Source organism: Cumulibacter manganitolerans (assembly GCF_009602465.1).
GTDB lineage: Bacteria > Actinomycetota > Actinomycetes > Mycobacteriales > Antricoccaceae > Cumulibacter > Cumulibacter manganitolerans.
In genome coordinates, this window is the sequence record NZ_WBKP01000017.1 from 17,605 (window position 1) to 41,286 (window position 23,682).

Annotated in this window: 14 protein-coding genes and 3 rRNA genes; 2 read left to right on the forward strand and 15 right to left on the reverse strand. The window is 68.0% G+C overall.

What is annotated here, in order from left to right:
* Nucleotides 1-94: 94 nt before the first annotated feature.
* Nucleotides 95-655, forward strand: coding sequence for a Mu transposase domain-containing protein (locus F8A92_RS19325; RefSeq protein WP_407643687.1), 561 nt, complete (start codon nucleotides 95-97; stop codon nucleotides 653-655).
* 86 nt (nucleotides 656-741) lie between these two features.
* On the opposite strand, the gene rrf is transcribed toward F8A92_RS19325, so the two are convergent.
* From rrf to F8A92_RS08395, 3 genes are all read right to left on the reverse strand, one after another.
* Nucleotides 742-858 (reverse strand): 5S ribosomal RNA (gene rrf, locus F8A92_RS08385).
* Between the two features lie 91 nt (nucleotides 859-949).
* Nucleotides 950-4,045 (reverse strand): 23S ribosomal RNA (locus tag F8A92_RS08390).
* 359 nt (nucleotides 4,046-4,404) lie between these two features.
* Nucleotides 4,405-5,926: ribosomal RNA gene (locus tag F8A92_RS08395) — 16S ribosomal RNA — on the reverse strand.
* Together the 16S, 23S and 5S rRNA genes form the textbook arrangement of a ribosomal RNA operon.
* Nucleotides 5,927-6,680: 754 nt before the next feature.
* Between F8A92_RS08395 and F8A92_RS08400 the strand changes: the two genes are divergently transcribed.
* Nucleotides 6,681-8,738 carry an acyltransferase family protein gene (locus tag F8A92_RS08400; protein WP_153504715.1) on the forward strand — a complete coding sequence of 686 codons (2,058 nt, stop codon included), beginning with the start codon at nucleotides 6,681-6,683 and terminating at the stop codon, nucleotides 8,736-8,738.
* Here the strand turns inward: F8A92_RS08400 and tyrS are convergent.
* From tyrS to pheT, 12 genes are all read right to left on the reverse strand, one after another.
* Entirely contained in the window at nucleotides 8,735-10,009 is a 1,275-nt protein-coding gene (tyrS, locus tag F8A92_RS08405) for a tyrosine--tRNA ligase (protein WP_153504716.1), read from the reverse strand. The genes F8A92_RS08400 and tyrS overlap by 4 nt on opposite strands.
* A 62-nt stretch (nucleotides 10,010-10,071) precedes the next feature.
* On the reverse strand, nucleotides 10,072-10,704 hold the full coding sequence (locus F8A92_RS08410) for a DNA-3-methyladenine glycosylase (protein ID WP_228389301.1): 633 nt from the start codon (nucleotides 10,702-10,704) through the stop codon (nucleotides 10,072-10,074).
* Nucleotides 10,683-12,104: an argininosuccinate lyase gene (argH, locus tag F8A92_RS08415; protein WP_153504717.1), complete on the reverse strand. Its 1,422-nt coding sequence runs from the start codon at nucleotides 12,102-12,104 to the stop codon at nucleotides 10,683-10,685. Before argH ends, F8A92_RS08410 begins: the two co-directional genes overlap by 22 nt.
* A gap of 30 nt (nucleotides 12,105-12,134) precedes the next feature.
* Nucleotides 12,135-12,620 carry an arginine repressor gene (gene argR, locus F8A92_RS08420; RefSeq protein ID WP_153504718.1) on the reverse strand — a complete coding sequence of 162 codons (486 nt, stop codon included), beginning with the start codon at nucleotides 12,618-12,620 and terminating at the stop codon, nucleotides 12,135-12,137.
* The gene (gene argF / locus F8A92_RS08425) at nucleotides 12,617-13,540 is read right to left on the reverse strand and encodes an ornithine carbamoyltransferase (protein WP_153504719.1); all 924 of its coding nucleotides are present in this window, start codon (nucleotides 13,538-13,540) and stop codon (nucleotides 12,617-12,619) included. The genes argR and argF overlap by 4 nt, the downstream gene beginning before the upstream one ends.
* The gene (locus F8A92_RS08430) at nucleotides 13,537-14,697 is read right to left on the reverse strand and encodes an acetylornithine transaminase (protein ID WP_153504720.1); all 1,161 of its coding nucleotides are present in this window, start codon (nucleotides 14,695-14,697) and stop codon (nucleotides 13,537-13,539) included. The genes argF and F8A92_RS08430 overlap by 4 nt, the downstream gene beginning before the upstream one ends.
* Nucleotides 14,697-15,617, reverse strand: coding sequence for an acetylglutamate kinase (gene argB / locus F8A92_RS08435; protein ID WP_153504721.1), 921 nt, complete (start codon nucleotides 15,615-15,617; stop codon nucleotides 14,697-14,699). Before argB ends, F8A92_RS08430 begins: the two co-directional genes overlap by 1 nt.
* Nucleotides 15,614-16,768, reverse strand: coding sequence for a bifunctional glutamate N-acetyltransferase/amino-acid acetyltransferase ArgJ (gene argJ / locus F8A92_RS08440; RefSeq protein ID WP_153504722.1), 1,155 nt, complete (start codon nucleotides 16,766-16,768; stop codon nucleotides 15,614-15,616). The genes argB and argJ overlap by 4 nt, the downstream gene beginning before the upstream one ends.
* Nucleotides 16,765-17,793, reverse strand: coding sequence for an N-acetyl-gamma-glutamyl-phosphate reductase (gene argC / locus F8A92_RS08445; RefSeq protein ID WP_153504723.1), 1,029 nt, complete (start codon nucleotides 17,791-17,793; stop codon nucleotides 16,765-16,767). Before argC ends, argJ begins: the two co-directional genes overlap by 4 nt.
* A 108-nt stretch (nucleotides 17,794-17,901) precedes the next feature.
* The gene (locus F8A92_RS08450; protein ID WP_228389302.1) at nucleotides 17,902-20,409 is read right to left on the reverse strand and encodes a glycoside hydrolase family 65 protein; all 2,508 of its coding nucleotides are present in this window, start codon (nucleotides 20,407-20,409) and stop codon (nucleotides 17,902-17,904) included.
* Complete coding sequence (locus tag F8A92_RS08455) at nucleotides 20,406-21,122, reverse strand: HAD family hydrolase (RefSeq protein WP_153504724.1); 717 nt, start codon at nucleotides 21,120-21,122, stop codon at nucleotides 20,406-20,408. The genes F8A92_RS08450 and F8A92_RS08455 overlap by 4 nt, the downstream gene beginning before the upstream one ends.
* 79 nt (nucleotides 21,123-21,201) lie before the next feature.
* A complete protein-coding gene (pheT, locus tag F8A92_RS08460) occupies nucleotides 21,202-23,679 on the reverse strand; it encodes a phenylalanine--tRNA ligase subunit beta (RefSeq protein ID WP_153504725.1) in 2,478 nt (825 codons plus the stop codon).
* Nucleotides 23,680-23,682: the final 3 nt, after the last annotated feature.

The following is a 23,682-nucleotide window of genomic DNA, read 5'->3' on the forward strand; positions in this document are numbered from 1 at the left end:
CGGTCGCGCCGTCGGTCGGTTGGCTCAACCGAGTCCGGTCGTGACGTGACTACTACGTCCGCGTCGACAGCAACGACTACTCCATGGAGCGGCCGTGATTGGCCGGTTCGTCGACGTCCGCGCTGACCTGTCCCGGGTCGAGGTTCGCCACGAAGGACGCCTGGTTGCCGCTCATGACCGGATCGGGGCACGCCGACAGACCATCACCGACCCCGCCCAGTGCATGCGGCCAAAGAGCTGCGTGAGCAGTTCCCGCTGCCCCGGCCGGCCGCCGAGCCGAACGACGAGCTGGTGCGCGACACGCACGAGCTCACCAGGCTGCGCCGCTACGGGCTCATCATCATCGACGAGGTCGGCTACCTGCCCTTCGAGCAAAACGCCGCGAACCGCTCCCGTTCTCGAATGTCGCATCGACCTCGTCTTCGAGCGGCGTCGACACGCAGCACAACGCGGGTGGCCGGCGTGCGCGAGCCTCGCGGATCGATCCGGCGAGGCTCGCCACCGGTTCACGTTGTCACGGGAATCACCGAATCGACCCGCTCCCTTGATGACCGTCCGGGCTTCGATGGCGGCCCTACGATCGCACCGGCCGGCCTCGGACCGACCTGGTCCCCTGGCGTGCGGCGCACTGCAACCCGGTGGTCTGCGCCGATGAGGACCGCGCTCGCGTCGATTTGGGTGCTGGTGCACCCGGAAACAACGATAGGGGGCCACGCAAGTGGCCCCCTATCGGGAAAAATTGTCCGGCGACGTCCTACTCTCCCACACCATCGCTAGTGCAGTACCATCGGCGCTGAGAGGCTTAGCTTCCGGGTTCGGAATGGAGCCGGGCGTTTCCCTCTCGCTATGGTCGCCGAAACTCTATTGAGATGTCGGTCAGGAAAGACCGCACCTCGGGAGCTACACAGTGGACGCGGGCATTTAGCAATGCCATTAAAGATCATTCTTTGAGGTCAAGCCCTCGGACTATTAGTACCGGTCAGCTCCATGTGTTGCCACACTTCCACTTCCGGCCTATCAACCCAGTGGTCTACTGGGGTCCTTACCCGGTTAACCCGGTGAGAGTCCTCATCTTGAAGCCGGCTTCCCGCTTAGATGCTTTCAGCGGTTATCCGTACCGAACGTAGCCAACCAGCCGTGCTCCTGGCGGAACAACTGGCACACCAGAGGTTCGTCCGTCCCGGTCCTCTCGTACTAGGGACAGCCCTTCTCAAGACTCTTACGCGCACGGCGGATAGGGACCGAACTGTCTCACGACGTTCTAAACCCAGCTCGCGTACCGCTTTAATGGGCGAACAGCCCAACCCTTGGGAGCGACTCCACCCCCAGGATGCGACGAGCCGACATCGAGGTGCCAAACCATCCCGTCGATATGGACTCTTGGGGAAGATCAGCCTGTTATCCCCGGGGTACCTTTTATCCGTTGAGCGACACCGCTTCCACTAGCCGGTGCCGGGTCACTAGTCCCAGCTTTCGCTCCTGTTCGACATGTCTGTCTCACAGTCAAGCTCCCTTGTGCACTTGCACTCAACACCTGATTGCCAACCAGGCTGAGGGAACCTTTGGGCGCCTCCGTTACATTTTGGGAGGCAACCGCCCCAGTTAAACTACCCATCTGACACTGTCCCTGATCCGGATCACGGACCGAGGTTAGACATCCAATTTGAACAGAGTGGTATTTCAACGTTGACTCCACAAACACTGGCGTGCCTGCTTCACAGTCTCCCACCTATCCTACACAATCCAAACCGAACACCAATATCAAACTATAGTAAAGGTCCCGGGGTCTTTCCGTCCTGCCGCGCGTAACGAGCATCTTTACTCGTAGTGCAATTTCGCCGAGTCCATAGTTGAGACAGTCGAGAAGTCGTTACGCCATTCGTGCAGGTCGGAACTTACCCGACAAGGAATTTCGCTACCTTAGGATGGTTATAGTTACCACCGCCGTTTACTGGGGCTTAAATTCTGAGCTTCGCACCGAAGTGCTAACCCGTCCTCTTAACCTTCCAGCACCGGGCAGGCGTCAGTCCGTATACATCGTCTTACGACTTCGCACGGACCTGTGTTTTTAGTAAACAGTCGCTTCTCGCTGGTCTCTGCGGCCACAACATGCTCGAACAGCAAGTGTCGTCACATGCCGCGGCCCCCCTTCTCCCGAAGTTACGGGGGCATTTTGCCGAGTTCCTTAACTATGGTTATCTCGATCGCCTTAGTATTCTCTACCTGACCACCTGAGTTGGTTTGGGGTACGGGCCGCTAAGAACTCGCTAGAGGCTTTTCTCGACAGCATAGGATCATCCAATTCGCCTCATTCGGCTATGCATCGGTTCTCACGCTTGACGGTGCGGATTTGCCTACACCAGCGCTTCGCCTTACTCCGGTACTACCACTAACCGGTAGGACTACCTTCCTGTGTCACCCCATCGCTTGCCTACTAAAGGTTCGGGTCGCGCGCTCCCCCACACTAGGTCCCGAAGGACCACGGTGAGCTCGGGCGCTTAGCATTGCCTTGTTCAGCATGGGCGTTCTTTCGCGGGTACGGGAATATCAACCCGTTGTCCATCGACTACGCCTGTCGGCCTCGCCTTAGGTCCCGACTTACCCTGGGCGGATTAGCCTAGCCCAGGAACCCTTGGTCATCCGGCGGCAGAGTTTCTCACTCTGCTTTCGCTACTCATGCCTGCATTCTCACTCGTGTGGCGTCCACGGCTGGGTTACCCCGCCGCTTCTCTCGCCACACGACGCTCCCCTACCCATCCACGCTCCTGGCCGTAAACGACAGGATGTTGCGTGAATGCCTTAGCTTCGGTGGTGTACTTGAGCCCCGCTACATTGTCGGCGCAAAATCACTTGACCAGTGAGCTATTACGCACTCTTTAAAGGGTGGCTGCTTCTAAGCCAACCTCCTGGTTGTCTGTGCAACTTCACATCCTTTTCCACTTAGTACACGCTTAGGGACCTTAGCTGAAGATCTGGGCTGTTTCCCTCTCGACTATGAAGCTTATCCCCCACAGTCTCACTGCCACGCTCTCACTTACCGGCATTCGGAGTTTGGTTGACTTCGGTAAGCTGTTGGGCCCCCTAGGCCATCCAGTGCTCTACCTCCGGCAAGAAACGCGTGACGCTGCACCTAAATGCATTTCGGGGAGAACCAGCTATTACCGAGTTTGATTGGCCTTTCACCCCTAACCACAGTTCATCCCCTCAGTTTTCAACCTAAGTGGGTTCGGTCCTCCACGACGTCTTACCGTCGCTTCAACCTGACCATGGCTAGATCACTCGGCTTCGGGTCTAGCGCATGCGACTCATTCGCTCTATTCGAACTCGGTTTCCCTACGGCTGCCCCTCACGGGTTAACCTTGCCACATACGACTAACTCGCAGGCTCATTCTTCAAAAGGCACGCTGTCACCCCTAAAGGCTCCAACGGCTTGTAGGCACACGGTTTCAGGTACTATTTCACTCCCCTCCCGGGGTACTTTTCACCATTCCCTCACGGTACTTGTCCGCTATCGGTCATCAGGGAGTATTTAGGCTTATCGGGTGGTCCCGACAGATTCACAGCGAATTTCACGGGCTCGCTGCTACTTGGGATGCTGCCTCAGAGATCTCGAGTTTTCGAATACGGGGGTCTCACCCTCTATGCCAGCGCGCTCCACACGCTTTCTTCTAACTACGAGATTTTCTTACTCTGTGCTGTCTCGGCAGAAACAGCTAGGCAGTCCCACGACCCCCACTACGCAACGCCTGCCGGCTATCACGCGCAATAGGTTTAGCCTCTTCCGGTTTCGCTCGCCACTACTAACGGAATCGCGGTTGCTTTCTCTTCCTGTGGGTACTGAGATGTTTCACTTCCCCACGTTCCCTCCGCACGCCCTATGTGTTCAGGCGTGGGTAACAGGACATGACTCCTGCTGGGTTTCCCCATTCGGAAATCCTCGGATCACAGCTTGGTTGGCAGCTCCCCGAGGCTTATCGCAGCCTCCTACGTCCTTCATCGGCTCCTGATGCCAAGGCATCCACCGTGTGCCCTTATCAACTTGGCCACAAAGATGCTCGCGTCCACTGTGTAGTTCTCAAGGTACGGGCGGTCCCGTCTTCTGTGCTCGCTGCTTTCGCCAGCCGGCGTAGTTCAGCGCAGAAACGGTCCTGACCCGAGCGAAGCGCTCAACGCTTCGTTCCAGTCCGAGGGTGACTTCCGTCCGAGCCCTCAGGACCCAACAGCGTACTCTACGAGCCGTCGCCCCCAAGCCTGTTCCACTCCGGCGAACCGGTTGTACTGAATGCTTGATTGCTTCGACTCGAACTAGTCAGTGTTCCACCCACGAGCTCCACCGGAGCATGAACATCTCCGAGTGGGCCTGGACTGCGCGGCCTTGCGACCGATCAGCCAGATGCTCCTTAGAAAGGAGGTGATCCAGCCGCACCTTCCGGTACGGCTACCTTGTTACGACTTAGTCCCAATCGCCAGTCCCACCTTCGACGGCTCCCTCCACAAGGGTTGGGCCACCGGCTTCGGGTGTTACCGACTTTCGTGACTTGACGGGCGGTGTGTACAAGGCCCGGGAACGTATTCACCGCAGCGTTGCTGATCTGCGATTACTAGCGACTCCGACTTCATGGGGTCGAGTTGCAGACCCCAATCCGAACTGAGACCGGCTTTTTGGGATTCGCTCCACCTCGCGGTATCGCAGCCCTTTGTACCGGCCATTGTAGTATGTTTGCAGCCCAAGACATAAGGGGCATGATGATTTGACGTCATCCCCACCTTCCTCCGAGTTGACCCCGGCAGTCTCCTATGAGTCCCCGCCATTACGCGCTGGCAACATAGAACGAGGGTTGCGCTCGTTGCGGGACTTAACCCAACATCTCACGACACGAGCTGACGACAACCATGCACCACCTGTATACCGCCCAAAAGGACCCCATATCTCTATGAGTTTTCGGTATATGTCAAGCCTTGGTAAGGTTCTTCGCGTTGCATCGAATTAAGCAACATACTCCGCCGCTTGTGCGGGCCCCCGTCAATTCCTTTGAGTTTTAGCCTTGCGGCCGTACTCCCCAGGCGGGGCGCTTAATGCGTTAGCTGCGGCACGGAAACCGTGGAATGGTCCCCACACCTAGCGCCCACCGTTTACGGCGTGGACTACCAGGGTATCTAATCCTGTTCGCTACCCACGCTTTCGCTCCTCAGCGTCAGTTAAAGCCCAGAGACCCGCCTTCGCCACCGGTGTTCCTCCTGATATCTGCGCATTTCACCGCTACACCAGGAATTCCAGTCTCCCCTGCTTCACTCTAGTCAACCCGTATCGACTGCAGGCCCGAGGTTAAGCCTCGGGATTTCACAGCCGACGTGATAAACCGCCTACGAGCTCTTTACGCCCAATAATTCCGGACAACGCTTGCGCCCTACGTATTACCGCGGCTGCTGGCACGTAGTTGGCCGGCGCTTCTTCTGCAGGTACCGTCACTTTCGCTTCGTCCCTGCTGAAAGAGGTTTACAACCCGAAGGCCGTCATCCCTCACGCGGCGTCGCTGCATCAGGCTTTCGCCCATTGTGCAATATTCCCCACTGCTGCCTCCCGTAGGAGTCTGGGCCGTGTCTCAGTCCCAGTGTGACCGGTCGCCCTCTCAGGCCGGTTACCCGTCGAAGCCTTGGTAGGCCATTACCCCACCAACAAGCTGATAGGCCGCGGGCCCATCCTTAGCCGAAATTCTTTCCACACGGAGATGATGCCGTCCCGTGTCATATCCGGTATTAGACGACGTTTCCATCGCTTATCCCAGAGCTAAGGGCAGGTTGCCCACGTGTTACTCACCCGTTCGCCGCTAAGTCATCCCTCCCGAAGGAAGGAGCTTCGCTCGACTTGCATGTGTTAAGCACGCCGCCAGCGTTCGTCCTGAGCCAGGATCAAACTCTCCGTGAATGCTTATAACTAGCGCCGGCACAAACCGACAGTTAGTGACATACGAAGAACACCGACCAACCGATCACTCGGCCAACCGATGCTTTGATACTGGCAAGTATGCGATGCTGACATCACATAATCACCAAAGGAATCTCCACACTGAAGCACACTGACCGACGGCCAGCTGCGTCCCAGTGCCGGAGGATAATAATTTGGCACTGACTTTCAAGTACGCTGTTGAGTTCTCAAGGTTCGGACGCACATCCCCAAGTGACTTCCAGTCACTCTCGGAGGCAACCTGTATTGCTCACTCTCTCGTTCGAGTGCGTCTACCAGGATAGCAACCCGGTTCGGCCTCTTTCAAGGGGGGTGGCTCTTCAAACATCCTCGAGGCCGCTTGGTTCCTCATCGCCGGCCGCGGCGCCAGATCTGGCCAGTGCGGCAAGCCGATGAATCAGCTTGGTGCCTTCAAGTCGCGAAACCACTCACTGCCGTTCTCGGTTCGGTTACCCTCGGGGCTTCCTCGCCGGTGCGTTTCCGCTCGGTGTTTCGCGTTGTTCTCGAAGCAAGAAGAACTTTATGGGGCCGGCACGCTGGTGTCAAACTACAAGCGTGTGACCTGCGGCACGGCTCTCCCCACGGTAGCGTGGATCCCGGCCCGCGCGACGGCGATCCGTGCCGTTTCACTGATATACATGCGATCCAGGTTCGTCCACGACTGAGGCCGTGCACCTGACGATCTAGGATCGCCGATATAGCGAGGAAGTACGCATTGACGAGCACGCACAGCGCCGCGGGCAGCCGCCGGCTCGACATCCAGGGGCTCCGCGCCGTCGCGGTGGCCGCGGTGGTCGTCTTCCACGCCGGGCTGCCGCTGCCTGGCGGGTTCGTCGGCGTCGACGTCTTCTTCGTCATCTCCGGCTTCGTCATCACCGCGATGCTGCTGCGGGAGCTCGAGTCGCGCGGACGCCTCGACCTGCGGCGGTTCTACGCACGGCGCATCCGCCGGCTCATGCCGGCGCTGGCCCTGGTGCTGGTCGCGACAGCGGGCGGCTCGATCGTGCTGCAGTCGCCCCTGGGCTTCCAGCAGGACACCGCGACCGTCGGCCTCGGAGCCGTTCTCTGGATGGCCAACGTCGCGATCTACCACCGGGTCGGCGGCTACTTCGACCGGTCCGCCGACCAGCTGCCCCTGCTGCACACCTGGTCGCTGTCGGTCGAGGAGCAGTTCTACCTCGTCTTTCCCCTCCTGGTGCTGATCGGGTGGCGGCTGTCCAGGCGCTATCGGCACGCGCTCGCGGGCGCGGTGCTGCTGGTCTGCGCAGCGTCCCTCGCGTTCGGTGCAGCTGCCTCGGTCGGCGCCCTGCACTGGGTCGACCGGCCCACCGAGTTCGCGTTCTACATGTCCCCCGCCCGGGCGTGGGAGTTCGGCGCCGGCGCGGTGCTGGCCATCCTCGAGCAGCGCGGGCACCGGCTCGGCACGCGGATCGCGCCCTGGGCGGCGTGGGTCGGACTCGCCGGCGTGCTCGCCTCGCTCGCGATCATCGACGAGTCGACGCCGTTTCCGGGGTTCATCGCACTCGTCCCCGTGCTGTCCTCGGCCTTGCTGCTGGCCGGCGGCCACGTCCGCTCCACGCCGTCGCGCCTGCTGGCCTCGGCGCCGATGCGGTGGCTCGGCGACCAGTCCTACGGCTGGTACCTGTGGCACTGGCCGTGCATCGTCTTCGCCCGGCTGCTGTGGCCCGGCTCCCTGGTCGCGGCCTGTCTCGCCGCGGCGCTGAGCCTGCTGCCCGCCTGGCTGAGCTATCGGTTCGTCGAGGCGCCGATCCGGCACGGCACGTTCGGCCTCCCGTGGCGGTCGCGCCCGCCGCGCACCGGCCCCGCCCGGCGCCGGCTCGCGCCCGTGGTCGCGGTCGCGATGGGCGTCCCGCTGCTGATGTACGCCGGATACCGCCAGGCGGCGTACGCCCACTGGGGCAGCGCCCGGCTGACCGAGGCCGCCGCCCAGACGGAGTCCTACCCGATCGGCTACGACAAGGGCTGCCACGAAGGCGCCCCGCTGCCGGACCGCGACGTCGCGGCATGCACCTGGCACGCGGACGCCGGCTCGACGGTCTACCTCGTCGGCGACTCCAACGCCGGCATGTACGCCGATGGGCTGGTCGAGGCGACCGCGCGCACCAACCAGCGGCTGGTGGTCGGCGTCCGCAGCAACTGCCCGTTCGTCGATGCGGTGCTGCACAGCGCCGGGAACAGCGCGGACTGCCGGGACTACGTGCAGGGCACCACCGAGTGGCTGCAGCACCAGGCGCCGAGCACCGTGGTGATGGCGGCGGCCGCCGACCAGATCACCGACCCGCACGCCACGATGACCGACCCCGTGAGCGGTGTGCAGGCGACCACACCGCAGCAGAAGGCGGCGCTGTGGACCCAGGCGCTGACGTCCTCGATCCAGGCGCTGCGTAGCGCCGGTCACACGGTGGTGGTGCTCGAGGTGATCCCGCACTTCCGGGGTGCGGACGGGTCGTACTGGTCGACCGCGGAATGCTCGATGCTGGCGATGGCCAGCTCCAACACCCCGTGCGCCGCGGAGCTCCCGTTGCCGGAGGCCGACTTCGGCCAGCAGCTCGCGATCGCGGCCGAGCGGACCGCCACGCAGCAGGCCGGCGCGGTGCTCGCCGACCTGCGCGGGGACATCTGCGCCGAGGGCACCTGCGCCACCGTGCGCGACGGTCGCTTCGTGTACCGGGAGGGCAAGCACATCTCGCGGGGGCTCAGCACCCAGCTGGCGCCGCGCCTCGCGGAGGTCCTGGACACGGCACGTCCTTAGCCGACGCGTGCGCCCTTGACCTGCCGCTTGCCGCGCCGGACGACGACGAGACCGCCGGCGAGGAGGTCCTCGCGGCGCAGCACCGCCTCGGGATCGGTGACCCGAGCGTTGTTGACGTACGCGCCGCCCTCCTTGATCGCGCGCCGCGCGTCCCCGAGGCCCGAGGCCAGGCCGGTGTCGCGCATCAGCTGCGCGACGGACGGCAGCGCGCCGTCGTCGGCCACCACCTCGGTGATGCCGGCTTCCTGCAGCGAGGCCTCCAGGACGCGGCCCTCCAGCTCGCCGAGGTCGCCGCGCCCGAACAGGGCCCGTCCGGCGAGATCGGCCGCGGCCCGCTCCTCGGCCCCGTGCACCAGCTCCGTCAGCTCGTCGGCCAGGGCCCGCTGCGGGATGCGCAGCTGCGGCTTCTCGGCTCCCTCCGCGATCAGCGCCTCGATCTCCTCGCGGGGACGCAGGCTGAACGCCTTCAGCCAGCCTGCGATGTCCCGGTCGTCGGCGCCGAGCCAGAACTGGTGGAAGGCGTACGGCGAGAACATCTCCGGGTCCAGCCAGACCGCACCACCGGCGGTCTTGCCGAACTTCGTGCCGTCGGCCTTGGTGATGAGCTTGGTCGCGATCGCGTGCACGGGGGTGCCCTCGACCCGCCGGATCAGGTCGACGCCGGCGGTGAGGTTCCCCCACTGGTCCGAGCCGCCGGTCTGCAGGGTGCAGCCGTAGCGGCGGTACAGCTCGAGGTAGTCCAGCCCTTGCAGGATCTGGTAGCTGAACTCGGTGTAGCTGATACCGGCGTCTGAGCTCAACCGGGCACTGACCGCCTCCTTCGCGATCATCTTGTTCACCCGGAAGTGCTTGCCGATGTCCCGCAGGAAGTCGATCGCCGACATCGGGCCGGTCCAGTCGAGGTTGTTCACCATGACCGCCGCGTTGTCGCCGTCGAAGTCGAGGAAGCGCGCGACCTGGCGCTGCAGGCGCTCCACCCACTCGGCGACGACCTCCTTCGGGTTCAGCTGGCGCTCCGACGTCCGGCCACCGGGGTCGCCGATCAGGCCGGTCGAGCCACCGACCAGGCCGAGCGGACGGTGCCCGGCCAGCTGGAACCGCTTCAGCGTGATCAGCTGCAGCAGATTCCCGTGGTGCAGGCTGGGCGCCGTCGGGTCGAAGCCCACGTAGACGGTGATCGGGCCCTCGTCCATCGCGGCGCGCAACGCGTCGATGTCGGTGGTGTCGGCGATGAGGTCTCGCCAGGCCAGGTCGTCCAGCAGGTGGGTCACGGTCTTCCTCGCGTAGTCGCAGCGGTGCTTGTGCAGTCGCCAAGTCTAGGGCCTGCTCACGCTCACCCCTCGCTCAGCAAGGCCCTCGGGCTGCGCTTGTACGCGGACACCGATCGCTCGCCCGCGGCCCAGTACCGCCACGGCGTGTCCGCCGCGAGCCGCACGCCGACCCGGGGACCCGAGCTCACCTCGAACCGGTACCCGTCGTCGTACAGCCGGATCCGAGCGGATGGCTTGCAGAGGTCGGATCCGCCGTCGACGAGGCTCAGCCCCAGAGCCTGCGTGAGGCACCCCGGGCCGCGGGCCAGCAGGTGGTCGCTGCTCGGCCGCCCCCGGCGCGAGCGGGCCAGGGCGACGCCGTCCACGACGTTGCCCGCGCGCAGCAGGACTCCCCCGCTGCGGCCCTCCAGGTGGCTCACCACGTTGGCGCAGTGATGCATGCCGTACGAGAAGTACACGTAGAGGTGCCCCGGCTCCCCGAACATCACCTCGTTGCGGGGCGTGCGGCCGCGGTACGTGTGCGAGGCGGGATCCTCATCGCTGTACGCCTCGACCTCGGTCAGCCGCACGGCCACCCGCTCCGGCCCGTCCCCGACGACGAGCAGCCTGCCGATCAGCTCGGGGGCGACCACCTGCGGCGGCCGGGCGAACAGCTCCCTGTCCAGGGCCCGCATCAGCCGGACGGCGCCAGCCACGCGCTCTGCTCGGCCAGCGCGGACTTGATGTTCTCGATCTGCGTCAGCACGGCCGACGGCGCGGTGCCGCCGTGGGTCGAGCGGGAGGCCAGCGCGCCGTCGACGGTGAGCACGTCGAGGACGTCGGGGGTGAGTCGCGCGTCGACCGCGGCGAGGTCGGCGGCGCTCAGGTCGTACAGCTCGCACCCGCGCTCGTCGCACTCACGCACGGCGGCACCGCTGACCTCGTGCGCCTCGCGGAACGGCACGCCCTGGCGCACCAGCCATTCGGCGATGTCCGTCGCCAGCGCGTGTCCCGCGCCGGCACCGCGCGAGACGTTGTCGGCGTTGACCTTCATCGTCGCGATCATGCCGCTGACGGCCGGCAGCAGCATCTGCAGCTGCTCGACGGAGTCGAAGGTGCATTCCTTGTCCTCCTGCAGATCCCGGTCGTACGCCAACGGCAACGCCTTCAGCGTCGTCAGGAGCGACATCAGGTTGCCGATGAACCGCCCGGACTTGCCGCGGGCCAGCTCGCCGATGTCGGGGTTCTTCTTCTGCGGCATGATCGAGGACCCGGTCGCCCACGAGTCGTGCAGCGTCACCCAGCCGAACTCCGTCGTGGTCCACAGCACCACCTCCTCGCCGATCCGCGAGAGATGGACGCCGATCAGCGCCGCGGCGAACAGGAACTCCGCGACGTAGTCCCGGTCGGAGACGGCGTCGATCGAGTTGTCGGCCGGCCGGTCGAAGCCCAGATCCTGCGCGACGGCCACCGGGTCGAGCGCCAACGACGACCCCGCCAGCGCGCCGGCGCCCAGCGGGCTGACGGCCGCGCGTCGATCCCAGTCACGCAAGCGATCGACGTCGCGCGCGAACGCGTGCACGTGCGCGAGCAGCTGATGGGAGAACAGGATCGGCTGCGCGTGCTGCAGGTGCGTCATGCCGGGCGCGACGACGTCGCGGTACTCCTCGGCCTTGGCCAGCAGCGACTTCTGCAGCTCGATCAGCGCGGCGACGATCGTGCGCACGTTGTCGCGCAGGTAGAGCCGAAGGTCGGTGGCCACCTGGTCGTTGCGGCTGCGTCCGGCGCGCAGCTTGCCACCGAGCGTGCCGAGCCGTTCGATCAGCCCACGCTCGAGCGCGGTGTGCACGTCCTCGTCGGCCTCGGTGCCCTGGAAGGAGCCGCTCTCGACGTCCTTCTCGAGCTCGTCGAGGGCGGCCAGCATCTTGTCCAGCTCGTCGTCGTCGAGCAGCCCCGCATTCGCCAGCACACGGGCGTGTGCGCGCGACCCTTGCAGGTCGTACTTCGCCAGCCTCCAGTCGAAGTGGACCGACAGCGAAAGCGCCGTCATCTCTGGTGAGGGGCCGGACGAGAAGCGACCGCCCCACAGGCGGGTGGCCTGCTCGTTCTGCTCCATGGAATCTCCTGTCATGTCTGTGGACGCGGGCTACGACCCGCTCAACGAGCCGATCTGCTGCGCGAGCTCGCGCGCGCGGGCTGCGCTGCGCACGATCACCAGTATGGTGTCGTCCCCGGCTATGGTGCCGACCACGTCGGCGAGGCCGGCGCGGTCGAGGCCCGAGGCGAGGAACGACGCCGCCCCGGGCGGGGTGCGCAGGACCATCAGGTTCTCGGCGACGTCGATGCCGGTCAGCAGCTCGCCGACGAGCCTGCCGAGCCGCGCCGACGGCCGGTCGCTGCCGACCGGCAGCGGCATCCCGTCGCGGGTCACGACGTACCTCGGATGAGCGCCCTCGACGCGGGCCTTGTGCGCGCCGATCTCCTCCAGATCACGGCTCAGCGTGGCCTGGGTGATGACGGTCCCGTCGCCGGCGAGCAGGTCGAGCAGCTGGGCCTGCGACTCGACGACGTGGGTCTCGATCAGCTCGGCGATGCGGGCCTGGCGCGCCGGCTTCGTCGCCGGCGTGCTCATCGGCGCAGTAGCCACACGAGCAGCGCCTTCTGGGCGTGCAGCCGGTTCTCCGCCTCGTCCCACACCACCGCGCGCGGCCCGTCGAGCACCTCGGCGCTGATCTCCTTCCCGCGGTAGGCCGGGAGGCAGTGCAGCACGATCGCGTGCCCGGCGGCGTGCTCGAGCAGCTCGTCGTTCACCTGGTAGCGCTGGAACGCCTGGCCGCGCTCACCCTGCTCGGCCTCCTGCCCCATCGAGATCCACGTGTCGGTGGCGACGACGTCCGCCCCGGTGACCGCGGCGACAGGATCGTCGGTGACGGTCACCGAGCCCCCGGTCCGCGCGGCGATCGCCTCGGCGTCCGCGACGACGCTCTCCAACGGGCGGTACGACGCCGGGCCCGCGACGCGCACGTGCATGCCGGCGGTCACCCCGCCGAGCAGGTACGAGTGCGCCATGTTGTTGCCGGTGTCGCCGAGGTAGGTGAGCGTCCGCCCCGAGAGGCTGCCCAGCCGCTCGGTGACCGTCTGCAGGTCCGCGAGGATCTGGCAAGGATGGAACTCGTCGGTCAGCGCGTTGATCACGGGGACGGCCGAGTGTGCCGCCATCTCCTCGATCCGCTCCTGTCCCCCGGTGCGCCACACGATGGCGGCGCAGATGCGATCGAGGACCCGCGTGGTGTCGGCGATCGACTCGCCGCGACCGAGCTGGCTGGTTCCGGCGTCGATGATGAGGGGGTTGCCGCCGAGCTCGGATATCCCGGCCGCGAAGGACAGCCGGGTCCGCGTCGACGCCTTGTCGAACAGCACCGCCACCGACCGCGGGCCGGCCAGCGACTTGTCGGCGTACCGGTCGGCCTTCAGCGTCGCGGCCAGGGCCAGGACCTCCGCCTGCTCGGCGGGCGACAGGTCGTCGTCGCGCAGGAAGTGCCGCGTGCTCATGAGGTCTCCTCGAGCTCTGCTGCCAGCGCGTCCACGAAGGTGTCGAGCTGGTCGTCGGTGATGATCAGCGGCGGCGCGAGGCGGATGCTGGACGGCGAGACGTTGTTGACCAGGAATCCCTTGCCGCGCAGCCGGTCGGCGAGATCCTTGGAGCTGTCGGCGGGGACGTCGAAGGCGCGGAGCAGGCCGCGCCCCCGGACGTCGCCCACGACGTCCGCCAGCGCGTCGGCGACGTGCGCGCCGCGGCTCTTCGCGGCGCCGTTCAGGTCGCTCTCGGTGGCGACGTCGAGCACCGCGAGCCCCGCGGCGGCCGCCACCGGGTTGCCGCCGAACGTCGTCCCGTGCATGCCGGGGGTGAGCAGGTCGCCGGCGTCGCCGAATGCGAGGCACGCGCCGATCGGCAGGCCGCCGCCGAGGCCCTTGGCGAGGGTGATGACGTCGGGCTGCAGGCCCTCGTGCTGGAACGCGAACCAGTCACCGGTGCGGCAGATGCCGGTCTGCACCTCGTCGAGCGCGAACAGCGCCCCGTGCTCGCGCGCCAGGTCCTGCACGGCCGGCAGGTAGCCCTCCGGCGGCACGATGACGCCGCCCTCGCCCATGATCGGCTCGAGCAGGACCATCGCCGTCTGGTCGTCCACGGCGGCACGCATCGCGTCGATGTCGCCGTACGGGACGTGCACGACGTCGCCGGGCAGCGGCCGGAACGGGTCGGCCTTGGCGGGCTGCCCGGTGAGCGACAGCGCACCCATGGTGCGGCCGTGGAAGGCGCCCTCGGCGGCCACCACCTTCGTGCGGCCGGTCAGCCGCGAGAGCTTGAACGCGGCCTCGTTGGCCTCTGCCCCGGAGTTGCAGAACAGCACCTTCCCTGCCCGCCCCGCGAGGGTGAGCAGCCGCTCCGCGAGCTCGATGGTGCGCGGATGCGCGTAGAGGTTGCTGACGTGCCCGAGCGTCGCGATCTGCGTCGACACCGCCTCGACGATCCGGGGGTGCGCGTGACCGAGGATGTTGACCGCGATGCCGGCGAGCAGATCGAGGTAGCGCTTGCCGTCGACGTCGTAGACGAACGGCCCGTCGCCGCGGACGAGCGTCACCGGCGGCGTGCCGTAGTTGTTCATCAGGCTGGCGGTCCACCGCGCCGTGTAGTCGCTGCTGGTCATCAGCTGCTCTCCTTGCCGGTCGTCAGTTCGCTGTCGTGGTCGGCATCCGGGCGAACCATCGTGCCGTTGCCCTCGTTGGTGAAGATCTCCAGAAGCACCGAGTGCGGCTGCCTGCCGTCGATGATCGAGGCGCGCGGGACGCCGCCCTTGACGGCTCGCAGGCACGCCTCCATCTTCGGGATCATGCCCGCCTCGAGGCTCGGCAGCAGCGCCTCGAGCTCGCTGACCCCGATCTCGCTGCGCAGCGAGCCCTTGTCGGGCCAGGCCATGTACAGGCCCTCGACGTCGGTGAGCACGACCAGCTTCCGGGCGCCGAGCGCCTCGGCGAGGGCTCCGGCGGCAGTGTCGGCGTTCAGGTTGTGGATGACGCCGTCCGCGTCGGGCGCGACCGTCGACACGACGGGGATGCGGCCCGCGTCGATCAGGTCGAGGATCGCCGACGGGTTGATCTTGGCGACATCGCCGACCTGCCCGACGTCGACCTGCTCGCCGTCGACCGTCGCGCTGCGGCGGACGGCGGTGAACAGGTGCGCGTCCTCACCGGACATGCCGACCGCGTGCGGGCCGTGCTCGTTGAGCAGCCCGACGAGCTCGCGCTGGACCTGGCCCACCAGCACCATCCGCACGACGTCCATGGACTCCGCCGTGGTCACCCGCAGGCCGCCGCGGAACTCGGACTCGATCCCGAACCTGTCGAGCATCGCGCTGATCTGCGGGCCGCCGCCGTGCACCACGACCGGCCGGATGCCGACGGCGCGCAGGAACACCATGTCCTCGGCGAAGGCGCGCTTGAGCGCGTCGTTGGTCATCGCGTTCCCGCCGTACTTGACCACGACGACCTTGTCGCGAAACTCCGTCAGCCACGGCAGGGCCTCGATCAGCACGGCCGCCTTGTCCGCTGCGCTTGCGATGTCGCTCATGTCGAGTACGCCGAGTTCTCGTGGACGTAGTCGGTCGTGAGGTCGTTCGTCCACAGCGTGGCCGCCTCGGGCCCGGCCTTGAGGTCGATCACGATCGTCACGTCGCGGGATGCAGCCATGTCGACCAGCTCGCGGTCCTCGCCGGGCTCGCCGTCGCGGCAGATCATCACGCCGTTGATCGACACGTCGATCCGCTGCGGGTCGAACGCCGCCTGGGTGGTGCCGGCGGCGGCCAGGATGCGCCCCCAGTTGGGGTCGTTGCCGAAGATCGCGCACTTCAGCAGGTTGCTGCGCGCCACGGCCCTGCCGACCTCCAGCGCATCGCTCTCGGAGGCGGCGTTGACCGTGGTGATCGCGATGTCGTGCGAGGCGCCCTCGGCATCGCGGATGAGCTGCAGCGCCAGGTCGAGGCACAGCTCGGACAGCGCGGCGGCGAACTCGTCGAGATCCGGGTGCACGCTGCTGGCGCCACTGGCCAGCAGCGCGACCGTGTCGTTGGTGGACATGCAGCCGTCGGAGTCGATCCGGTCGAAGCTCCGTGCGCAGGCGACCCGCAGCGCGGCGTCGAGCTCGTCCGAGGTGAGCGCCGCGTCGGTGGTGAGGAACACGAGCATCGTCGCCAGCGACGGCGCGAGCATTCCGGCCCCCTTGGCGATGCCGCCGATCGACCAGCCGGCGCCCTGGTGCGTGGCGATCTTCGGGACGGTGTCGGTCGTCATGATCGCCTGCGCGGCCGCGTCACCGCCGTCGGCGTCGAGGGCGCCGACCGCCGCCTCGATGCCGCCGAACAGCTTCGGCTCGTCGAGCAGCTCGCCGATCAGCCCGGTGGAGCAGACGAGCACGTCGCCGGCCGAGATGCCCAGCAGGTCGGCCGTCCGCTCGGCGCTGGCGTGGGTGGTCTGGAAGCCGCGGCTGCCGGTGTAGCAGTTGGCGCCGCCGGAGTTGACCACGATCGCCCGCACCTCTCCGTCGGCGACCACCTGCTCGCTCCACAGCACCGGGTTGGCCTTGCAGCGGTTGGCGGTGAAGACGCACGCGGCCGCGAACGACGGGCCGAGGTTCTCGATCACCGCCACATCGGGCTTGCCGCTCGGCTTGAGACCGGCCGTGACGCCACTGGCCCGGAATCCCTGGGGGAGAGTGACGCTCACGGCGCCACCCCCGTCACGGGCAACCCGGCGGTCTCGGCGAGTCCGAGCGCGAGGTTCATCGACTGGATGGCGCCGCCGGCGGTGCCCTTCGCGAGGTTGTCGATCGCCCCCACGGCGACCAGCCGCCCGGCGTCCGGGTCGACCGTCACCTGGATGGCGACGTTGTTCGAGCCGACGACCGCGCCGGTGGCGGGCCACTGGCCCTCGGGCAGCAGCTGCACGAACGGCTCGTCGGCGTACGCCGCGGCGTACGCGGCGCGGACCTGCTCGGCGTCCGCGCCCGCGGTGAGCGGCGCGCTGCAGGTCGCGAGGATGCCGCGCGGCATGGGGACCAGCAGCGGGGTGAAGGACACCGACACGGCGGCGTCGGTGACCGCCGCCAGGTTCTGGGAGATCTCCGGTGTGTGCCGGTGGGCGCCGCCGACGCCGTACGCCGACACGCTGCCCATCACCTCGCTGCCGAGCAGGTTGGGCTTGAGCGACCGGCCGGCGCCGGACGTGCCGGACGCGGCGACGATCACGACGTCGGGCTCGACGAGGCCGGCCGCGACGGCCGGCAGCAGGGTGAGCGTCGAGACGGTCGGGTAGCACCCGGGCACCGCGATGCGGCGGGCACCGCGCAGCGCCGCACGCTGACCGGGCAGCTCCGGCAGGCCGTACGGCCAGGTGCCCGCGTGCTCGCCGCCGTACCAGCGGGTCCAGGCCGCCTCGTCGGCGAGCCGGTAGTCGGCGCCGCAGTCGACGATCAGCACGTCCTCGGGCAGCTGCGCGGCGATCTGCGCCGAGGCGCCGTGCGGCAGCGCCAGGAACACCACGTCGTGCGCGGCGAGCCGGTCGGCCTCGGTCGGCTCGAGGGTCCGGCCGGCCAGCGACGGCAGGTGCGGCTGGTGCTCGCCCAGCAGCGACCCGGCGGAGGACGCGGCGGTCAGGGTGCCTATCTCGACGTCCGGATGGCCCAGCAGCAGCCGCAGGATCTCTCCCCCGGCGTACCCGCTCGCTCCCGCGACGGCAACTTTCACAGTCATACGAATGATTATGCATGACCGTGCAATTTTATTCAGTGGCGGCCCGGTTCTGCGGGGCAGTACGACACGCTATGGGCGGGTTATCGTGCGCTACTCCCCCGCAGAACGTCAGGAGGAGACGAGCGGCGGTGCGATCTCCGACGGCGGCTCGGGGACGCCGGCGGTGATCACCGAGCCGTCCGCCCGGCGTCCGCCGATCATCGGCGACGTGCCGACCATCCCGTCGATGCGGTCGCCCTGCCCGTGCAGCTCGACGCGGACCGGCGCACCGGCGCAGACGCGGTAGCGCTGCCCGCGGACGCCGACCTCCACGTCGTCGCCGTCCACGCACAGCTCGAGGGCGTCCTGGCGCAGCGTGACCTCGAGCCGGTTGCCGTGCAGCATCACCCGGAAGCGCAGTGACTCCCAGCCGAGCGGCAGCCGCGGGTCGAAGGTGATGTCGTCGGCGTAGTCGCGCATGCCGCCGAAGCCGTACACCAGCGCGCTCCACACGCCGCCGGTGGAGGCGACGTGGACGCCGTCGCTGGTGTTCCCGTGCAGGTCCGCCAGGTCGACGTACAGGCCCTTCAGGAAGTAGTCCAGGGCCATGTCGTGGTAGCCGACCTCGGCGGCGATGATCGACTGCACGACCGCCGACAGGGTCGAGTCACCGGTGGTGATCGGGTCGTAGTACTCGAAGTCGGCCCGCTTCTGCTCCTGCGAGAACTGGTCGCCCTGCAGGAACAGCGCGAGGACGACGTCCGCCTGCTTGAGCACCTGGAAGCGGTAGATCACCAGCGGGTGGTAGTGCAGCAGCAACGGCTTGTTCTCCGGCGCGGTGGCCGCCAGGTCCCACAGCTCGCGGTCCAGGAAGTGCTCGTCCTGCGGGTGGATGCCCAGCGCGGTGTCGTACGGGATGCACATCCGTTCGGCGGCCTCGTGCCACTCGCGCGGCTCGTCCTCGTCGAGCGCCAACCGCTCGACGAGCCGCTCGTAGGCCTCCGGGTCGGTGGCCTGGATGGCCTCGACCTGCAGGGCCGCCTGCTCGAGGTTGAAGCGGGCCATGACGTTGGTGAACAGGTTGTTGTTCACCACGGTCGTGTACTCGTCCGGTCCGGTGACTCCGTGGATGTGGAAGCTGCGCTGGCCGTTGTTGCGCCAGAAGCCGAGATCCGCGAACATCCGCGCGGTCTCGACCAGCATGTCGACGCCCTGCCGCACGAGGAAGTCGGCGTCGCCGGTGGCCCAGCCGTACTTCACCAGCGCATAGGCGATGTCGGCGTCGATGTGGTACTGCGCGGTGCCGGCCGCGTAGTACGCCGACGCCTCCTCGCCGTTGATGGTGCGCCACGGGTACAGCGCGCCGCGCTGGGAGAGCTCGTCGGCGCGCTCGCGCGCCGCCGGCAGCATGGTGCTGCGGAACCGCAGCAGGTTGCGCGCCAGGTGCGGGGCGGTGTACGTCAGGAACGGCATCACGTAGACCTCGGTGTCCCAGAAGTAGTGGCCCTCGTAGCCGGAGCCGGACACCCCCTTCGCCGCGACGCCGAGCTGGTCGGCCCGCGCGCTCGCCTGCGCGAGCTGGAAGAGATTCCACCGGACCGCCTGCTGGATCTCCGGGCGCCCGCCGATCTCGACGTCCGAGTTCTTCCAGAACTCGTCGAGCCACTCGCGCTGCTCCACCTGGAAGCTCTCGACCCCGTGGTCGCGGACCCGGTCCAGCGTGCGGCGCACGCGATCGACCAGCTCGCGCACCGGCGCGCCGCGGGACGTGTGGTACGCCGCCACCTTGGTGATCGTGATGGGCCGGCCCTCGTGCGCGTGCACGCGGTACACCTTCTTCGCGTGGTCCGCGCCGCTGGAGTTGAGCTCCTCGTACGCGTTGTCGGTGACGATCGAGTGGTCGGCGCCGACCGCGAGCGTCATCCCGGAGTTCGCGGTGCGGTACCCGAGGATCATCCGCCGGTCGGAGTACCAGTCGAGCTGCGGCTCGAGCACCCGGCCCTCGAACTTCGAGGCGCGGCGCGGGTCGAAGCCCCGCCCCATCGCGTGCGAGCCGCGCACGTCGTACTCGTCCTTGCCGTCCTGCCGGTTGAGGATCTGCGACGACACCACGATGGGCGCGTCACCCTCGAGCATCGTGATCTCGATCGACATGATCGCCAGGTGACGTTGGGTGAAGGACACCATGCGCGTCGACTTGACCTGGACCCGCTTGCCGGCCGGGGTGCGCCACTGGATCGTGCGGCGCAGCACGCCCTCGCGGAAGTCGAGGACGCGTTCGTAGTGCTCGAGGTCGGCCGAGCTCAGCAGCAGCGGCTCGTCGTCGACGTACAGCTTCATGACCTTCGCGTCGGGCGCGTTGACGATGGTCTGGCCGGTGCGGGCGAACCCGTAGGCCTCCTCGGCGTGCCGGATCGCCCACGTCTCGTGGAATCCGTTGACGAAGGTGCCGTGCGCGTACGCGTCGCGGCCCTCCTCGGAGTTGCCGCGCATGCCGAGGTAGCCGTTGCCGACGGCGAAGATGGTCTCGGTCCGGCCCTCGTCGGACGGGTCGTAGGCGACCTCGCGCAGCGCCCACTCGTCGACGGGGAAGCGGTTGCGGTCCATGGGGTCGGTGAACGGCATGGAGGTGCTCACGCGATCAGCTCCTCGAGGTCGTGCACGACCCGGTCGGCGCCGGCGGCGGCCAGCGCCTCGGCGCCGGCGCCGCGATCGACGCCCACGACGAGCCCGAAGCCGCCCGCGCGGCCGGCCGCGACGCCGGAGACGGCGTCCTCGAGGACGACGCTGAGCGCCGCGGTGGTGCCGGCCTTGCGGGCGGCGTACTCGAAGGTGTCGGGTGCGGGCTTGCCGGGCAGGCCCTGCTCGGCCGCCACCGCGCCGTCGACGACGAACGCGAACCGGTCGAGCATCCCGGCGGCGCGCAGCACGTTGGGCGCGTTCCGCGAGGAGGAGACCACCGCCAGCACGATGTCCTTGCTTGCCAGGTGATCCAGCAGCGCGACCGAGCCCGGGTAGGCGCGGACGCCGTCCCGCTCGAGGATCTCGGTGAACAGCGCATCCTTGAGGTTGCCGAGCCCGCTGACGGTGTCCACCGACGTGTCGTCGTGGCCGGCGCCCTCCGGCAGCGCGATGTCGCGCGAGGCCAGGAACGACCGCACACCGTCGTACCGCGGCTTGCCGTCGACGTACCGGAAGTAGTCGTCATCGGTGTACGGGCGATGCGCTCCCGGCTGTGCGGCGAGGAAGTCGGTGAACATCTGCGCCCAGGCGCGCATGTGGACCTCGGCGGTGGGCGTCACCACTCCGTCGAGATCGAACAGCGCTGCTCGGTATTGATCCCAATTCACCCGCACGATGCTAGTGGATTCGCAGGTCGCCCCGCGCGATCGCGAAAGTGAACTTCCTTTCGTACCGAATCGGGACCGGCTACCGCAGGACGGCGCCGTGCCGATCGCGCACCGCCGCGATGACCGACTCGCGGACCGCGGTGATCTCGTCGCCGGACAGCGTGCGGTCGTCCGCGCGCATCGTCAGCGCGAACGCGAGGGACCGCTTCCCCGCGCCGACCTGCTCGCCGGTGTAGACGTCGAACAGCCGCACGCCCTCGAGCAGCTCCCCACCCGCCTCGCGCATGGTCCGCTCGACGTCCGCGACCGGCAGGGTCGCGTCGACGATGAAGGCGAGGTCCTGCACGGCCCGCGGGAACGGCGACACCCGCGGCGCGGTCGCGTCGGTACGGCGGGCGGCGATCAGCGCGTCGAGGTCGATCTCCGCGACGCTGGTGCGCCGCGGCAGCCCCAGCTCGTCGCAGACCTGCGGGTGCAGCTCGCCGGCGTAGCCGACGACCTCCCCGCTGCCGACCACGATCTCCGCGCAGCGACCGGGATGCCAGGGGGCGTGCTCGCCCTGCCGCACCGTGACGTCGGTGCCGACGGCGCCCGCGACGCGGCGCACCGCCTCGATGGGCTCGCGCCAGGTCGGCTGCTCGCCCGGCGCGTACCAGGTGTCCGCCGAGCGGCCGGCGACGGCCACGGCGGCGTGCAGCCGCTCCTGCGGACGCGCCGACTCCAGGTCGGCGAGCTGCTCGGCGGTGGGCCGGATGCCGCGGTCGATGATCGGCGCCGCGGTGCGCGGTGTCTCGGGCTCGGTGAACACCACCCCGGTCTCGAAGGTGGCGACCAGGTCGACGCCGCGGCTGACGTTGCGTCGTACCGCGCTCAGCAGCCCCGGCAGAAGGGTGCTGCGCAGGGTGGCCTGGTCGGCGGCGATCGGGTTGGCGATGCGCACGGTGCGCCGGCGGACGTCGTCCGCGGGGACCCCGAGCCGGTCGAGGTCGCCGTCGTCCTGGAAGGACATCGACGGCGTCTCGACGAACCCGGCCGCCGCGAGCGCCCGGCCGGCCTGCCGCCGGGCGCGCTGCGTCGGGGTCAGGCCTCCGCCGGCCTGGGCGTGCGGCAGCCGCGACGGAATCTTGTCGTAGCCGTCGATGCGGGCCACCTCCTCCGCGACGCGGGTCGGCTCGACGAAGTCCGGCCGCCAGGACGGCGGGTGGACGACGAGCTCGTCCCCGTCGCCGGTGACCCGGCACCCGATTGCCTCGAGGCACTCCACGATGCGGGCGTCGGTGTAGTCGACGCCGATCAGCGCGCGCACCTTGCCGGGGCGGAACGCCAGCGGCGGCGGCAGCGCGGGATCGCCGACGCAGGCCATCGCGTCGTCGGCGGTGCCGCCGCCGTGCTCCAGCAGCAGGCTCGTCGCCAGGGCGCTCGCCCGCGCGGGAAGCGCCGGATCGACGTTGCGCTCGAAGCGCCGCCCGGCCTCGGACAGCAGCCCGTGGCGGCGCGCCGCCCGGCTGATCCGGCTCGGGTCGAAGTGCGCGGCCTCCAGGACGATGTCGGTCGTGGTGTCCGAGATCTCGGCGTACGCCGCGCCCATCACGCCGGCGATGCCCTGGATGCCGTTGCCGTCGGTGATCAGCAGGTCGTCGCGCGAGAGCACGCGGTCGACGCCGTCCAGGGTCGTGATCCGCTCGCCCTCGCGCGCGGCGCGGACCACGATCGGCTCGGCGAGCCGGGCGCGGTCGTAGGCGTGCAGCGGCTGCCCGAGCAGCAGCATGACGTAGTTGGTCACGTCGACGGCGAGGCTGATCGGGCGCATCCCGGACGCCGTGAGCCGGCGCGCCATCCAGTCGGGGGTGGGTGCGGCCGGGTCGAACCCGCGGATGATCCGGGTGGTGAACAGGTCGCAGGCGGGGTCGTCGAGGCGCACCTCGAAGCCGGGGCCGCACGGCGCGGGCGCGACCGCGTCGGCGGGGTCGGTGAAGGGGACGCCGAGGGCCGCCGCGGCCTCGCGGGCGATGCCGCGCAGCGACAGCTGGTAGCCGCGGTCCGGCGTCGGCTCGGTCACCAGGACGACGTCGTGCAGCCCGAGGTAGTCGACCGCGTCGGCGCCCAGCGGGGCGTCCTCGGGCAGCACGAGGATGCCGTCGTGGTCCTCGCCGAGCCCCATCTCCAGCGGAGAGCAGATCATGCCGTCCGACACGTGCCCGTAGGTCTTGCGGGCCGCGATGTGGAAGCCGCCGGGCAGCACCGCGCCCGGAAGCGCCGCGACCACCTTGTCGCCGACGGCGAAGTTGCGCGCGCCGCAGACGATCCCGCGGGTCGCGGCCGGGTCGGTTCCGTCGTCGAAGCGCACCTGGCAGTACCGGATGGGCTTCTTGAAGCCGGTGAGCTCCTCGATGTCGACGACCTGGCCGACGTACAGCCCGTTGATGTCGGCCGGCCCGAGGCCGCCGACCTCGTCGACCTCGATCCCGGCGCCGGTCAGCAGGTCGGCGACCTCCTGCGGGGACTTCCCGCCGAGCGCCGGGACGAGCTCGGTCAGCCAGGCAAGCTGGACGCGCATGTG

Excerpts from the sequence above, each read along its gene's own strand:
- argH (WP_153504717.1), bottom strand. The coding sequence starts at position 12,104 with ATGGAGCAGAACGAGCAGGCCACCCGCCTGTGGGGCGGTCGCTTCTCG.
- argR (WP_153504718.1), bottom strand. The coding sequence starts at position 12,620 with ATGAGCACGCCGGCGACGAAGCCGGCGCGCCAGGCCCGCATCGCCGAG.
- argF (WP_153504719.1), bottom strand. The coding sequence starts at position 13,540 with ATGAGCACGCGGCACTTCCTGCGCGACGACGACCTGTCGCCCGCCGAG.
- F8A92_RS08430 (WP_153504720.1), bottom strand. The coding sequence starts at position 14,697 with ATGACCAGCAGCGACTACACGGCGCGGTGGACCGCCAGCCTGATGAAC.
- argB (WP_153504721.1), bottom strand. The coding sequence starts at position 15,617 with ATGAGCGACATCGCAAGCGCAGCGGACAAGGCGGCCGTGCTGATCGAG.
- argC (WP_153504723.1), bottom strand. The coding sequence starts at position 17,793 with ATGACTGTGAAAGTTGCCGTCGCGGGAGCGAGCGGGTACGCCGGGGGA.
- pheT (WP_153504725.1), bottom strand. The coding sequence starts at position 23,679 with ATGCGCGTCCAGCTTGCCTGGCTGACCGAGCTCGTCCCGGCGCTCGGC.